This window comes from Helicovermis profundi, assembly GCF_033097505.1.
GTDB classification, from domain to species: domain Bacteria; phylum Bacillota; class Clostridia; order Peptostreptococcales; family Acidaminobacteraceae; genus Helicovermis; species Helicovermis profundi.
This window is the reverse complement of the sequence record NZ_AP028654.1, coordinates 1,000,597-1,015,114: the sequence shown is the minus strand read 5'-3', so window position 1 is coordinate 1,015,114 and position 14,518 is coordinate 1,000,597. Positions and strand designations below refer to the sequence as shown.

Sequence of the window (14,518 nt, the reverse complement as noted above, 5' to 3'; positions counted from 1 at the left end):
GTTATTATGAGTATATATAATTATAGTTTTATAAACACAGATGATGAAAAAGAGAGCCTATTAGATTACAAAGGAAAAGTACTACTAGTCGTTAACACAGCAAGCAAATGTGGTTTTACACCACAATATGAATCTTTACAGAAACTTTATCAGAAGCATAATACTAAAGGCTTTGAAATTATAGGATTCCCTTGTAATCAATTTTTAGATCAAGAGCCTGGCGCCAAAGAAGATATTGTTTCATTTTGTAAAATTAATTACGGCGTAACTTTCCCACTATCTCAAAAAATTGAAGTCAATGGTGAAAATGCAGATCCACTTTTCAAATATTTAGTTAAATCTAAACCTTTTGAAGGATTTATTGAAGGAAGCAAACTTAAAGAATTTTTATCAAGTAATGCTCCGACTTATCTAGATAGTGAAATTAAATGGAATTTCACTAAGTTCTTAGTTGATACAAATGGTAAAGTAATCAAAAGATATGAATCAGAAATTTTACCTGAATCAATTGAAGCAGATATATTAGAATATTTAAAATAGTATCTAATCAGTGTAAAAATAATAAAATATAGAATAAAAAAGCGTATCCAAAAGGTTAATACTACATTTCGGATACGCTTTTTTACAATTAATTTATATATTATTTCATTATTTTATGCGTTATTAACATGTAAAATGTTATAATTAACCGATTACAACATTTAGCATCAAATAAGGAGAGAAGTTATGAATGTTTTTTTTCAAGGGTTTATGTTAGGTCTAGCATATGTAATGCCTATTGGTATGCAAAATTTGTACGTTATAAATACAGCGATTAGTAAATCAAGATTAAGAGCAATTGAAGTTGCTTTGATTACTATTTTTTTTGATATTGCCTTAGCTTTAAGTTGCTACTTTGGAATAGGAATACTACTAGAAAAAATTCCTGTTTTAAAAATTATAACACTCGGAATTGGAAGTATTGCAGTAATATTTATTGGATTTATGTTATTTAAAAGTAAACATGAAAAAGAAGATAAACTTGACTTAAACAAATCACTGTGGCAAATTGTATTAACATGCTTCGCTGTTACATGGCTAAACCCACAAGCTATTATTGATGGTACTCTTTTATTAAGCGGATTTAGAGCTATTTTGTCAGGTCAAAACGTTATTTATTTCATAATTGGTGTTTCTGCTGCATCATTTACATGGTTTATGAGTCTTTCTATTTTTATTTCAAAATTTAAAAATAGCTTTAGTTCAAATCTCATTAATATTATTAATAAAGTATGTGGAATAATTTTAATTGGTTTTGGTATTAAATTAGCTTTAAATTTCTTTGCTTAGCAAGATAAAGCCACAGAAATATTGAATTTCTATGGCTTTACTTTTTCTAAAATTTTAATCCTTTTAATGCTTTAGCAAATGGATTATCTTCTAATTTTTCTTTAGCTTCAATTTGTTTTTGCTTTTTTACATAGTTTGCGTAATCATTCTTACCACCTTGTTTCTTTCTTTCATTTTTTCGTTTTTCAAATGACGTCATACTTTCTTTATAGCCGCATGAACATGTAAAAATCTGACTACCTTTTTCACCTCTTAACGATAGTTTTTTATGACAATTTGGACACCGAGCATTTGTTAACATAGATATCCTTTCACGATATCCACATTCTCTATCAACACAAACTAGCATTTTCCCCTTTTTATTATCAATCATCATCATATCTTTACCACAATTAGGACATTTTTTTCCTGTTAAATTATCATGTTTGTAAATTTTCTTTTCACTTTTAATTTGATTTACAACTGAAAAAGTATATTCTTTCATATCATCAATAAATTCTTTTTTATCTAATTTCCCATTTTCAATTAGTTTTAAATTTCTTTCCCATTTTGCGCTTAGTAGTGGACTTTTTAGTTCTTTAGGAACTAATTCAAGAATTTGTTTACCTTTTTTTGTAAGTCTAATACTAGTAGCTTTTTTCTCCATATATTTTACTTGAAAAAGCTTTTCAATTATTTCTGCTCTTGTAGCAACAGTGCCAAGTCCACCCGTTTCAGTCAGTATTTTTTTCAGTTCTGTTTCCCCTTCTTTAATGAATTTTGAAGGATTCTCCATAGCACCTAAAAGAGTAGCTTCATTAAAATATGGAAGTGGCTTTGTTTCTCCAATTGTTTTGCTTACATTCATGACTCTAATTGATTGATTTTTTACTATATGAAAAGATTTTTCTTGTTTTTCACCACTTTGACCAATCACTTTAAATCCAATCCTTTTAATATTATTATAAGACGCCAAAAACTGATACCCTTCCACAGATAAAGTTACTACAGTTTCTTCGTATTCGTATGGTGGCATAAGTACTTCTAAAAATCTTTGAACAACTAATTCATAAATTCTTCTTTCATCAAAGCTTAGGGAACTAATTAATATACTTTCTTCTGTTGGTATAATGGCATGATGATCACTTACTTTACTTTCATCAACAAAATGCTTTGATTTTTTTATCGTTCCTCTCATAATATTAAATGCAAATTTTCTATACGGATTTATTTGAATGGTTTTAAGTCTATCTTTAAGTGTAGCAACCATATCATCAGTAAGGTAATTTGAATCAGTACGTGGATACGACAATATTTTATGAAATTCATAAAGCCTTTGCATTAAAGATAGTGTCATTTTAGGAGAATATCCATATTTATTAAATGCATCTCTTTGAAGCGAAGTTAAATCATATAGTTTATTTGAGTATTCTTTTTTATCTTTTTTTATAATGCTTGTTACTTTTGCATCTTTATACTTTATAGTATTTATAATATCATCAATTTTTTTTTCATCGAAAATTCTTTGATTATCAGATTTATAGATAAAATTTTCATTAATTTTGTCTACTAAAATTTTTATACCGTAATATTTTTTTGGCGTAAATTTTCTAATTTGATCTTCTCTTTGACTAATTAGTGCAAGAGTTGGTGTTTGAACTCTTCCAAGACTAAGCTGGGCATTATGTTTTGTTGTAAGTGCACGTGTTCCATTAATTCCTACTATCCAGTCACTTTCAGCTCTTGCAGTAGCAGCTTTAAATAAATTTTCATATTTTTTGCCTGGCTGTAAGTTATTAAAACCATCTCTTATAGCTTTATCGGTTACTGAAGATATCCAAAGTCTTTTTATAGGCTTTTTAGTGCGTACTTTTTCAATAACCCACCTTGCAACTAGTTCTCCTTCTCTACCTGCATCTGTTGCAATAATAATTTCTCCTATATCTTTTCTTAACATTAAATCTTTTACTATTTTATATTGTCTAGCTGTTTTACCTATTATTACAGTCTTTAATTTTTCGGGAATAATCGGCAAATCATCAAGCACCCAGTTTTTATACTTATCATCATATACTTCAGGGTCCCCTAAAGTAACTAAGTGACCATATGCCCAAGTTACAATAGAATCATTTCCTTCAAAATATCCATTTTTTTTATTTTTACAATTAAGTACCCTTGCTATTTCTTTTCCAACTGAAGGTTTTTCAGCTAATATTAGTCTTTTACTCATATCTACCTCTCAAAGAAAAAAAAGATAATGACAAACATTATCTTTTTGCTATAATAAAACTATTATAACATTAATTTTTATAATTTAAGATTAAAATAATACACAGTATTTTTCAAAGGAGCTAGTTTATGAAAGTTGTTAAATTTACATTAAACGAACAATATTATGATGATTTAAAAACAATATGTAAAAATGAGGATATAACTATAAAAAAGAAAATAAATTTTTTGCTTTCAAATGATAGAATGGCTGATAATATAGAAGATTATTATCCATTAGATTTCAAAGAAAATCCAAAAAAAATTACATTAAAAATCAATGAAGAATTATATAAAGGCATTATGAAAAACTGTGGCAAACTTAATATACACGCAAATAAGTATCTTCCGTACTTAATATATAAATATTTAAGTACAAAAAGAAATTATAAATTCAAAAACTAATTTAATTTCAACTTATTATATATTTTATTTGGATTTTTTTATATTAAAAAATAAATATCAATAGTCTTAAACATCTATTGATATTTATTCTAGTTTATAAAAATAACTTACTCCATACTTCTTCTTTAAAACCTATTTGCAATTTACCATCAAAAATAAAGAAAGGTCTTTTAATTAATTTTCCATCTGTAGCTAATAAATCAAAAGCCTCTTTATCCGACATATTTGCTAATTTATCTTTTAATTTTAATTCCCTATACCTGACGCCAGATGTGTTAAAGAGCTTCTTTAAGGTATATTCACTACTTAAAAATAATTTTTCAATTAATTCAGCACCTGGTGGATATTTTGTAATATCAATATATTCAAATTCAATTTTATTGGCTTCCAGCCAATTTACAGTTTTTCTGCAAGTACTTCATTTGGGGTAGCAAAATAATTTATTCATAAATCCTCCTAAAAAATAATGTTTATATATTATTTTACTATAAAAAAATCAACATTTAAATAAATTTTTATCTTTACATTTATCAACTTCTGCTTGAATAGTGATATGATCCACACTATATTTATCAATTAATATATGATTAACTTTCTCATAAATTAATTCTACTTCTGAAAGCATCATGTCTTCTAAGTCAATATGTGCTTCAAAATGTATTGTTTTTTCATTAGACATCCACGAGTGAACATGGTGCAAGTTTTTAACTTTCTCAATATTTTCAATGTCAATTTTTATTGTTTCATATGAAAGATCAGCTGAAGACTGCATTAAAATATCTATTGTTTTTTTAATTATATGCCATGTCTCTCTTAGTATATATAAAGAAATTAGAATAGTAATTAGAGGATCTACAAATACAATTCCAAAATATTTAATAAGTAAGCCCCCACCTAATACTCCAACAGATGAAATAGTATCACCTAATAAATGAAGATAACTTGATTTAATATTTAAATTTCCATGAGAATCCTTTTCAAGCAAATACATTGAAACAAAATTTGCTACTAAACCAATGAACGCCACTATTATCATTAGGTTCCCATTGATTGTCTCAGGATTTTTCCATCTATTAAATGCTTCAAATATTAAAATTATAGATAAAGCAAATAAAACTGATGAATTAATAAAAGCTGCAAGTATTTCTGCTCTCTTATAACCATACGTTTTTTTTTCATCATTTGGCCTCTTAGAAATTCTATTTGCTACATAAGAAAGTGCAATTGCAATTGTATCACTTAAATTGTGAACTGCATCAGATAAAAGAGCAAGACTACCCGAAAGTATACCTCCAATAATCTCTGCAATCGTTATTGTAGCATTTAATACTGTAACCCAAAATATTTTTTTCCCAGACAAATTGGATACATCATGACTGTGTCCATGATTATGATCATGAACGTGAGTATTGTCATGAGAATGATCATGATCATGTTTATAGTCTTCACTATTATGATTATTCAATTTATCCACTTCATGTTCCTCTTCACTTTTTAATTTTTTCATTTCATCACCTCATATTTTTTATATGAACACTTATTCATATGTTTGTTTTTATATTACTCCTAATAAATATAGAAGTCAATACTATTAAATTATATTTTTAAAATTCTTTTAAAAACCTAAAAATAAACAACAACGACATATAGTCGTTGTTGTTTATTTTTATTATTTAATTTTATTATTTAATTTTATTATTTAATTTTAAGTATTTCATCTAAATTCCTATTTCTATTTGAAATATAATATTTAAATCCATTTTGATTTGCCTCATTAATAAATATACTAGCTCTTTTTGTATTATTCTCTTTTGTATCAAAATCATCATAAATGTAATCAGTTACTAATACAAATTTCCCTGCATTTTTAATGGTCTGTAGATTTTGTAATCTTTTATATACATCATTATCTTCCCGTCTTTCAGTTTCCATAAACCAAAGGTCTTCTATTCCAATTCCATCTATATTACTAATATATGTTCCATCATCATAGTCAATTATATTTGATCCGTTTTGAGGAATAACAAGAAAATTTGGATTTTTGCTTTTACAATACTGATTAATTTCCTTAATGAATTGAATCATTAGCTTTGCACTTTGTTTTTCACTTTTAGGGTCACTAAAAAGATTTTTTTCCTTATTTTCATCATCTGACCAATACTCATAAGCATCAACAATATCAAGATAAGCACCATCAAAGCCACTGTCAATTAATTTGTCTAGGTAAGTAAATACTATATTTTTCCACTCACTGTCCCAATATCTAACTTTATAATTACCTTGCCAGTCTCTATTTTCTATACCAATAAAATTCTCTTTTTTAAAAGTATCATTCCAATAATAACGATATTTTTCTGCTTCTCCAATACTAATGTAAGCTAATGGAGTTATTTTACTATTTTTGAGTCTTTGAATCTCGTCTTTACTATATGCATCGTTTTCACTACCATCTTCAGAATAATCCATAATTATTATTTTATATCCAGAATTAATTACGTCATCAATATTTAAATTTTGAAGTTGATATAGCAGTTTGTTTTTTATTAATACCTCATCTCTAACTTTATAATTATGATTAATAATAACAGTTTTAGTATTTGAATCATAATTTACTTTACCGCCAATAAGCTCAATTATTTTTCTTACTGGTATATAAGTTCTGTTATTTTTAATTATAGCTTTCGCAAAATTTTTGTACTTTATATTGTCTTCATATATATAATTTTCACCAATAGGAATTTCTAAAAAATGATTATTGTAATCTATAGTAGCTTCTTGCTTTAAGAAGTTCCAATTAACCTTCGCTCCGTATTTTTCAAAAACAGTTCTTAATGGAACTAAAGTTCTATTATTTTTATCAACAAATGGACTAGCAAGATTCTCATTAAAAATCACTTTATTTCCATCTATAAATACACTTACGTTAGATGTTAGATTTTCAGAAAACGTAAATGTAATTACTACTATTTGAAATATTATAATTAATAAAATTTTTTTCATAAAAACCTCCTTGTATAATTAGGTTAGAAATATTGCTTAAGTTTCTTGCGAATATTCTTACCTAATTCATTTATATTGTTTGTGATTAAAAATAAGTTCAACCACTTAACATACTGTAATTTTTCTATTATAGTTATCTCATAAAGAGTGTATGCGTCTTCTCCTTGAATGACTCATTTCTTGAGTTTATATTCGTAACAAAGCTTGCATTATTGTGAGATTCTTTGATTTAGCTGGTTGAATTTCTCTTTGATCATAAATATTATTAGAGAATTATTCGTGTCACTTACAAGGTTAATTGACTCACTAATTATTGTTACTCTTTATTATTTTAAATGGGGGTTATTTTATGTCTAACTATTACCATTTGCCTGTTGTAGGCATTGATGTTGCTGCTAATTTTTCAGTAGTTACTGCTTTAAAACCTAATGGCGACGTATTCCGTAAGAACCTTAAAATTAGCCATACACTTGAGGGCTTCAATAAACTTCTTCTTTTTCTACAAAAAATTGAAGAAGAGTTTAACGATAGTCCCAAAGTATTTTGCGAATCCACGGGAATATATCATCTTACTCTTCTTCATTTTCTTGTTAAAAATCAGATTGATATACATGTAATAAATCCTCTGATAACTAATTCTAACAAGAATTCGAACATAAGAAAAGTAAAAACTGATAAATTAGATTCTCTTTCCATCGCAAAAATTTGTAAATTTGATAATGTAAAGACTTCAACATTCACTAGTGAGGAGTTTTTACACCTTAAACTCCTAGTTCGTGAGTATTACAAAGTTGTTGATTTAAAGGCAAATTTGAAAAAAACTTTCTCAAATAATATTTATATTAACTATCCAGGACTTCAAAATGCATTTGCTAATATAACAGGTAAGACACCTTTAATATTTATTAGAAAATATCCAACACCTAAACATCTTCTTAACGCTGAGCCCAAAGTTGTTATTGAACTTCTAACAAAGTCATCAAGACGTGGTTCTAGTTGGGCTAATAATAAATATAACAAACTTATAAAAATCGCTAATAGTGCCAATATCATTGGTATTACTCCCTTGCTTTTTGAATCTAAAGTAATACGTTTTAGCGAAAGTTTTGATTTTTATACAAATCAACTTAGAAATATTGTAGATGAAATTCACCAATATATTGACAATGCCTCTTTTGGAGAAGTATTTAAACAAAATATTAATCTTCTTAAAAGTTTCAAAGGTCTTGGTGATATAACTGCAATTACTTTGTTAGTTGAAATGGGTGATATTAATAATTTTTCTAAGCCTCAACAACTTGTAGCTTTTTTCGGTGTAGATCCTAGCGTTAATCAATCTGGCAATTTTAGCGGTGATCGCAATAAAATGTCCAAACGTGGTACTGCTATAGGTAGAAGAGCTTTGTACACAGTCGCTCTTGCTTCAATACGTACAAGTAAAAATAAAAAGCCAATAAATCTTGTTTTGTATGAATATTATCACATAGCCCTTGATAAGAAAAAGAAAAAAGTTAAACTTGTAGCTGTTATGAATAAACTACTTCGCTATATTTTTTCAATACTAAAAAATCAAAAACCATATGAAGTTAGAAATCCACTCATCCACAAAAGAATGTTTTTAGAATCTAAACTTCATAATCCTGTTGCTGCTTAATAAATATTTTTACAGTAAATAATATTGAATGTTCGTTTTTACTCGAGCATTATTTAGCATGCTCATTTTTAATAAGAACTTTTTTTATTAAATTACTTGACTATTACTAGCTGGTCTTTACTAATTATAACATGATAACATTAAATAATTTTCTTATCTATGATAAAATACATATAGAAAATCAATTAATCTTATAGAGTTAGTTTGGGAGAAAAATATGAATAAAAATCGAATAAAAGGAAATATTTTATTATTTATCACTTCAATAATATGGGGACTCGCTTTTGTAGCTCAAAGACTTGGTGGAGAAGTTATAGGAGCTTATTCATTTAATGGTATAAGATTTTTTTTAGGTGCTTTATCTTTAATTCCTCTTATAATATATTTTGATAAAAAGAATAATAATTTAGCTTTTTCTGGCATAAAAAAAATAATACCTTCCGGTATTTTACTTGGTTTTATCCTATTTATCGCCTCAGCTCTTCAGCAAATTGGAATTATGTATACATCAGTTGGAAACACTGCTTTTATTACTGGACTTTATATTGTTCTTGTGCCTTTAATAGGTATATTATTCAGACACAAAGCAACTAAACAGACATGGATATCAAGTGTAATTGCAATGATAGGATTGTACTTTCTTTCTATTAGTAAAGGCTTTAGTATAAATTACGGAGATTTGCTCGAATTAATTGGAGCTTTTTTCTGGGCAACTCATATTCTTTCTATTGATTATTTTGTAAAAAAATATGATGCTTTAAAATTATCTATGATTCAATTTTTTTCTTGCTCAATTTTTAGCGCAGTTTCTGCAATACTTTTTGAAAATACAACAACTACAATGATTTATAATGCTTTTATTCCTATACTTTATGGTGGACTTATGTCAGTTGGAGTCGCTTATACACTTCAAGTTGTTGGTCAAAAATATGCAAAGCCTTCACATGCCGCACTTATATTAAGTCTAGAAACAGTCTTTGGCGCAATTGGAGCTGCTATTATTTTAAGTGAAAAACTTACTACTCGTGGTTACTTTGGAGCGAGTCTTATGTTTGTAGGTATGATTTTCTCTCAGATAAAACTTAAAAATACAAAGTGAAAAACAATATAATTTCTATTTACTTAAATTATATTGTTTTGAAGCCTGTTCTATTTTAATTTTATTTTTCTTATAATCTATTAATATACTATAAGTAAGTCCTACTATAACCAAAATACTTCCAATGATTTTACCAATACCTACATTTTTTATTAGAAAAAAATCAATTACCAATCCAAATAATATCTGTCCTGAAAATATTAATAAAGTTGTATAAATTGTAGGAATTTTTGGCATAATTATATTGGAAATTGAAACTACTATTACACCTACAGCACCACCAAATAAGCACCAAAATGGAACATTATTTAGCATAGATATTGAAATATTAAAAATATCCTTATTAACTAAAATTATTAAAAAAGAAAAAAATAAACCCACAATATAGTTAACCATAGTACCTTCAATAATTCCAATATATTTTGCGAGTTTAGAATTTACTATCATTGATAATATTGTTAAACCACCACTTATAAAAGCTATTAATAAATACATTTTTCCTCCTATAAGAAATACATAAACCCAATTCCAATAAATACTATAAAAAGACTAATAAATTTTTCTCTACTAATTTCCACTATATCCATACCAAATAATCCATAGTGATCAATAACAAGCGCCATTATTGATTGACCAAATAGTGAAAGAGAAACTGTTAAAGCTACTCCTATATGACTTACAGTCAGATTTGCAAACAATAACATTACTATTCCGATTAGGCCAGAAAAATACAAATACCAGGGTAATTCTTTTTTTATTTTTAATTTTAATTTAAATATAATCATAATCAATGATACTGAAATTAATCCAACAAGGTGAATCACAACAATCGATAAATAAGTTCCTATATTTACTGATAAAATACTATTAAAACTTATCATAATAGAAATTAACATTCCTACAAATACTGCATATAATTTATACAAAATATACCTCCTCTAAACTTGTTGCTATTAAAAAATATCACATTAAACATTTATATGTTATGACTAATGTCATAATGAAAAAAATGCTATACTATAAAAGAATATTTAACCACCATTTTGGGAGGCATTATGATTATAATAACAGATAACAAAAAATTAACAAAATATATATATGATAATAAAATTGATGAAATTTTTGGCAAAGATATTATTCCATTTGCTAAATTGCTATTTTTTAATAAAAACGAACATATTTGTAGAGCAGATGAAAAACTTGATTATTTATATTTTTTAGTAGAAGGAAGAGCTAAAGTTTACACATTACTTAGAAATGGCAAGATACTTTCATATCGTTTTTATGATTCATTAGAAGTAATTGGAGATATTGAATTTATACACCAAGACCGCGCAAACTCTAATATCGAAGTTATTGAAAATACTTATTGCATTGGTATTCCAATTGAAATCATTAAAATGAACTACCTTAATGATAGCAGTTTTTTAAAATATATGTGTGAAAGCCTTGCTAATAAATTAAAAAGTTTTTCGAAAGCTAGTTCTATAAATTTACTTTACCCACTTGAAAACAGAGTTGCAAACTATTTGTTAACTAACAATAATGAAACTGGAACATATTATAATTTCACAGAAATGTCAGAACTACTTGGAACAAGTTATAGACATCTACTTAGAATTTTAGATAAATTATCTAAAAATAATACAATACAAAAAGATGGTAATATCATACAAATCATCGATTTAGAATTATTAAAAGAAATGTCAGAAGATTTATTCTAATAATATAATTATATCAAAGTAGTAAATTAAAAAAATGCACCTATACTTTAAAGTATAGGTGCATTTTTTATACAACATATAAATATTATTTTCCGTGATTTTTCTTAATATCTACAAGAGTATATAATAAACCCAAAAACACTACAATTATAATTGCTACATACATGATTCTCATCTCCTTAAATCCAATCTATCCTATTAATTATATCATATACGATAAACAATAAAAATAAATTTTAACTCATAGTAAATTTTGCAATCTATAAAAGTATCATTACTTTATTCATTTAAATATGAGAATCATTAGCCCTAACTTGACTTAACTTAATATTAATCTCAATACCACTATTAATTTGATCATATATTTTAATAACTAATATCGAAGAAAGTAATATCGACACAATTATAAAAATTACTATTTTTGTATTTTTCATTTTAATCTCCAATATATACATTAATCAAAACAAATATTTAAAAGCGCATTTAATTACCCTTTTATAATATACTATTTAATACATATTGACAAGATATTAACTAAATAATTATTTATTAATTCTTGTATTTAAATAATTAATGCTTAAATACTATCTTTTTATATGTTAAAATTATAAGCACTAATAACTATACAAAATGGAGATATATATGAAACTTAGTTTAGCACCAATTCAAGGAATTACACTTGCACATTACAGAAACATTTACTCAGAAATCTTTGGAGGAGTTGATAGCTATTACACACCATTTATAGCAACATCTAGCTTGAGAAAAATAGTGCCATCAATTTATAAAGACATTATCCCACAAAATAATAACAATAATATAGACATTATCCCGCAACTACTTTCAAATAATGGATCTGATTTTAATTTTTTTGCATCTACAATTGCAGATATGGGATATAAAGAAATAAACTGGAATATTGGATGTCCATCTCATACTGTAACAAAAAAGAAAAAAGGATCTGGTATTTTAGCGTATCCTGATATGGTAAATAAATTTCTTGATGAGGTTTGCACTAATAAACAGTATGACTTAACTGTAAAACTAAGATTAGGACTTAATAGCTTAGATGAGGGAATTAATATAATTGAATTACTAAATAACTACCCTTTAAAGAGTGTAATCATACATGCAAGAACCGGAATTCAAAAATACGAAGGCACAGTAAATCTTGAGTCATTTGAAATATTAAATTCTTTATCTAAACATGAAGTAACTTATAATGGCGATATATTTACAAATGAAGACTTTATAAAAATAAAAAATAGATTTCCTATGGTAAATAGTTTTATGATCGGTAGAGGTGCACTTCGCGATCCATTTTTACCTTCAACTATAAAAGGGATAATTACACCTACTAGCGAGAAAATTGCTAAAATAAAGGAATTTCACGACTTCATTTTTAACCACTATAAGAAAGTACTTTATGGTGATAAACATTTATGTGATAAAATGAAAGAATTTTGGATCTATACTTCTGTACATATTGATCCAAGTGGTAAATTTTTAAAAAAATTAAAAAAGTGTAACACCACCTCTGTGTATCTTGATATTATAGATAAAATGTTTGATACATCTAATTTATGGATAGAATAATTAAATGGTGGTTTTACCCACCTTTTAATTATTTTTTAAGCTGCAATTAATTTTATAAAGGAAATATTAACTTACAGTTTTTTACTTTTTTAAGGCAGCCATACTTCTAGTGGCTATAATATTAACATTAGTATCTAAAATATTATGAATAATAATATCGCCCATATTAATCGGTGCTTTAACACTTACTTTCTTAAGTTCATCCATCACATCAAATATTAATTTTTTATCAATTGCTTTGTCTGTAATTACTGGAAGTCTTGTATATAGTGCATTTTCAATAGCTACCGTACTCGGAACCTTTCTAGTTGGATTAGTCAATTCTTTAATCCCATATATTTTTCCACGATTACATTTATTTCCTTTAACACTATAAGTACTCGTATCTATATTTTTTATTATTTTTAATCTACATCCAACAGGACATACAATACATATAATCTCTTTTGTCTTATCCAACACCTTCCTCCTTTTATCAATAATTATGATAATTTTTTTTTACATAATTAGCTGCAAATTTGCCTGTTTTTTGACTCTCATCTGTAACAGTATCAACTAAATCATGAACATAAACAACATTGCCACAAGCAAATATTCCCGATATTGAAGTTTCCATAGTTTCATTTAAAATTAGTCCATTTGTAGATTTGTCAATCTTAATTCCAGCTTTTTTTGATAATTCATTTTCCGGTATTAATCCAACAGACAAAAGTAAAGTATCACATTTATATTCAATTTCACTTCCACTAACAACATTTAAACTACTATCAACTTTTTGAATTACGACTCCACTAACTCTATCTTTACCTTTAATCATAGTAACCTTATGACTTAATAAAAGTGGAATATCATAATCATCAAGACACTGAACTTTATTTCTTAACAGTCCACTAGAAGTCGGCATAATCTCTACAACTGCAAGTACTTTAGCACCTTCAAGGGTTAATCTTCTAGCCATTATTAATCCTATATCACCAGAACCTAATATAAGGACTCTTTTACCTATCATATAGCCTTCTATATTAATATACCTTTGAGCAGTACCCGCATTAAACACTCCAGATGGTCGATATCCATGAACTGCAATAGCACCTCTGGTTCTTTCTCTGCAACCCATAGCAAGTATAATAGCTTTAGAATTAATAATCATATAGCCATTTTTTCTGTTTATTGCATGAACTTTTTTATCTTTTTCTATCTTTACAACCATTGTATCTATCATGTAATCAATATCCATTAATATCAGTTCATTTACATATCTCTGTGCATATTCTGGCCCAGTAAGTTCTTCTTTAAATATATGTATACCAAATCCATTATGAATACATTGATTAAGTATTCCTCCAAGTTCTATTTCTCTTTCAATAATTAATATTTCTTTTATTCCTTCTCTTTTAGCTTCTATTGCAGCAGCAAGTCCACTAGGACCACCACCAATAATTACAATGTCATAATCATTCATAT

General features: G+C 26.6%; 14 protein-coding genes and 2 pseudogenes. 7 read left to right on the top strand and 9 right to left on the bottom strand.

What is annotated here, in order from left to right; translation table 11 throughout:
* The first annotated feature begins 6 nt into the window (after positions 1 to 6).
* Together AACH12_RS04390 and AACH12_RS04385 are read left to right on the top strand one after the other, a co-directional pair.
* Complete coding sequence (locus tag AACH12_RS04390) at positions 7 to 540, top strand: glutathione peroxidase (protein WP_338536860.1); 534 nt, start codon at positions 7 to 9, stop codon at positions 538 to 540.
* Between the two features lie 186 nt (positions 541 to 726).
* Positions 727 to 1,329 carry a LysE/ArgO family amino acid transporter gene (locus AACH12_RS04385; RefSeq protein ID WP_338536859.1) on the top strand — a complete coding sequence of 201 codons (603 nt, stop codon included), beginning with the start codon at positions 727 to 729 and terminating at the stop codon, positions 1,327 to 1,329.
* Positions 1,330 to 1,375: 46 nt separating this feature from the next.
* On the opposite strand, the gene AACH12_RS04380 is transcribed toward AACH12_RS04385, so the two are convergent.
* Complete coding sequence (locus AACH12_RS04380; protein ID WP_338536858.1) at positions 1,376 to 3,538, bottom strand: DNA topoisomerase III; 2,163 nt, start codon at positions 3,536 to 3,538, stop codon at positions 1,376 to 1,378.
* Positions 3,539 to 3,666: 128 nt separating this feature from the next.
* Between AACH12_RS04380 and AACH12_RS04375 the strand changes: the two genes are divergently transcribed.
* The gene (locus AACH12_RS04375; protein WP_338536857.1) at positions 3,667 to 3,981 is read left to right on the top strand and encodes a hypothetical protein; all 315 of its coding nucleotides are present in this window, start codon (positions 3,667 to 3,669) and stop codon (positions 3,979 to 3,981) included.
* Positions 3,982 to 4,075: 94 nt separating this feature from the next.
* Here the strand turns inward: AACH12_RS04375 and AACH12_RS04370 are convergent.
* The 3 genes and pseudogenes from AACH12_RS04370 to AACH12_RS04360 form a co-directional block, all read right to left on the bottom strand.
* Positions 4,076 to 4,387: pseudogene (locus tag AACH12_RS04370) on the bottom strand (Spx/MgsR family RNA polymerase-binding regulatory protein); the annotation flags it as partial.
* Between the two features lie 90 nt (positions 4,388 to 4,477).
* On the bottom strand, positions 4,478 to 5,488 hold the full coding sequence (locus AACH12_RS04365; RefSeq protein ID WP_338536856.1) for a cation diffusion facilitator family transporter: 1,011 nt from the start codon (positions 5,486 to 5,488) through the stop codon (positions 4,478 to 4,480).
* Positions 5,489 to 5,676: 188 nt separating this feature from the next.
* The gene (locus tag AACH12_RS04360) at positions 5,677 to 6,981 is read right to left on the bottom strand and encodes an MJ1477/TM1410 family putative glycoside hydrolase (protein ID WP_338536855.1); all 1,305 of its coding nucleotides are present in this window, start codon (positions 6,979 to 6,981) and stop codon (positions 5,677 to 5,679) included.
* 349 nt (positions 6,982 to 7,330) lie between these two features.
* Here AACH12_RS04360 and AACH12_RS04355 point away from each other — a divergent pair, with 349 nt between their 5' ends.
* Positions 7,331 to 8,635, top strand: coding sequence for an IS110 family RNA-guided transposase (locus AACH12_RS04355; protein WP_338536854.1), 1,305 nt, complete (start codon positions 7,331 to 7,333; stop codon positions 8,633 to 8,635).
* Positions 8,636 to 8,852: 217 nt separating this feature from the next.
* Entirely contained in the window at positions 8,853 to 9,734 is an 882-nt protein-coding gene (locus AACH12_RS04350) for a DMT family transporter (protein ID WP_338536853.1), read from the top strand.
* A 15-nt stretch (positions 9,735 to 9,749) separates the two neighbouring features.
* Here the strand turns inward: AACH12_RS04350 and AACH12_RS04345 are convergent, their stop codons facing one another.
* Both AACH12_RS04345 and AACH12_RS04340 read right to left on the bottom strand, forming a co-directional pair.
* On the bottom strand, positions 9,750 to 10,229 hold the full coding sequence (locus AACH12_RS04345; protein ID WP_338536852.1) for a DMT family transporter: 480 nt from the start codon (positions 10,227 to 10,229) through the stop codon (positions 9,750 to 9,752).
* Between the two features lie 8 nt (positions 10,230 to 10,237).
* Positions 10,238 to 10,660: a DMT family transporter gene (locus tag AACH12_RS04340; protein ID WP_338536851.1), complete on the bottom strand. Its 423-nt coding sequence runs from the start codon at positions 10,658 to 10,660 to the stop codon at positions 10,238 to 10,240.
* 129 nt (positions 10,661 to 10,789) lie between these two features.
* Between AACH12_RS04340 and AACH12_RS04335 the strand changes: the two genes are divergently transcribed.
* Entirely contained in the window at positions 10,790 to 11,458 is a 669-nt protein-coding gene (locus AACH12_RS04335; protein ID WP_338536850.1) for a cyclic nucleotide-binding domain-containing protein, read from the top strand.
* Between the two features lie 287 nt (positions 11,459 to 11,745).
* Here the strand turns inward: AACH12_RS04335 and AACH12_RS04330 are convergent, their stop codons facing one another.
* Positions 11,746 to 11,892, bottom strand: coding sequence for a hypothetical protein (locus tag AACH12_RS04330; protein ID WP_338536849.1), 147 nt, complete (start codon positions 11,890 to 11,892; stop codon positions 11,746 to 11,748).
* Between the two features lie 208 nt (positions 11,893 to 12,100).
* On the opposite strand from AACH12_RS04330, the gene AACH12_RS04325 reads away from it, so the two are divergent.
* A complete protein-coding gene (locus tag AACH12_RS04325; RefSeq protein WP_338536848.1) occupies positions 12,101 to 13,054 on the top strand; it encodes a tRNA-dihydrouridine synthase family protein in 954 nt (317 codons plus the stop codon).
* An 81-nt stretch (positions 13,055 to 13,135) separates the two neighbouring features.
* On the opposite strand, the gene AACH12_RS04320 is transcribed toward AACH12_RS04325, so the two are convergent.
* On the bottom strand, positions 13,136 to 13,513 hold the full coding sequence (locus AACH12_RS04320; protein WP_338536847.1) for a DUF1667 domain-containing protein: 378 nt from the start codon (positions 13,511 to 13,513) through the stop codon (positions 13,136 to 13,138).
* Between the two features lie 37 nt (positions 13,514 to 13,550).
* Positions 13,551 to 14,516, bottom strand: a pseudogene (locus AACH12_RS04315) (NAD(P)/FAD-dependent oxidoreductase); the annotation flags it as partial.
* Positions 14,517 to 14,518: the final 2 nt, after the last annotated feature.

Bases quoted from the DNA above. Each gene is read 5' to 3' on its own strand.
- AACH12_RS04390 (WP_338536860.1), top strand. From the start codon at position 7: ATGAGTATATATAATTATAGTTTTATAAACACAGATGATGAAAAAGAG.
- AACH12_RS04385 (WP_338536859.1), top strand. From the start codon at position 727: ATGAATGTTTTTTTTCAAGGGTTTATGTTAGGTCTAGCATATGTAATG.
- AACH12_RS04380 (WP_338536858.1), bottom strand. From the start codon at position 3,538: ATGAGTAAAAGACTAATATTAGCTGAAAAACCTTCAGTTGGAAAAGAA.
- AACH12_RS04375 (WP_338536857.1), top strand. From the start codon at position 3,667: ATGAAAGTTGTTAAATTTACATTAAACGAACAATATTATGATGATTTA.
- AACH12_RS04365 (WP_338536856.1), bottom strand. From the start codon at position 5,488: ATGAAAAAATTAAAAAGTGAAGAGGAACATGAAGTGGATAAATTGAAT.
- AACH12_RS04360 (WP_338536855.1), bottom strand. From the start codon at position 6,981: ATGAAAAAAATTTTATTAATTATAATATTTCAAATAGTAGTAATTACA.
- AACH12_RS04355 (WP_338536854.1), top strand. From the start codon at position 7,331: ATGTCTAACTATTACCATTTGCCTGTTGTAGGCATTGATGTTGCTGCT.
- AACH12_RS04350 (WP_338536853.1), top strand. From the start codon at position 8,853: ATGAATAAAAATCGAATAAAAGGAAATATTTTATTATTTATCACTTCA.
- AACH12_RS04345 (WP_338536852.1), bottom strand. From the start codon at position 10,229: ATGTATTTATTAATAGCTTTTATAAGTGGTGGTTTAACAATATTATCA.
- AACH12_RS04335 (WP_338536850.1), top strand. From the start codon at position 10,790: ATGATTATAATAACAGATAACAAAAAATTAACAAAATATATATATGAT.
- AACH12_RS04330 (WP_338536849.1), bottom strand. From the start codon at position 11,892: ATGAAAAATACAAAAATAGTAATTTTTATAATTGTGTCGATATTACTT.
- AACH12_RS04325 (WP_338536848.1), top strand. From the start codon at position 12,101: ATGAAACTTAGTTTAGCACCAATTCAAGGAATTACACTTGCACATTAC.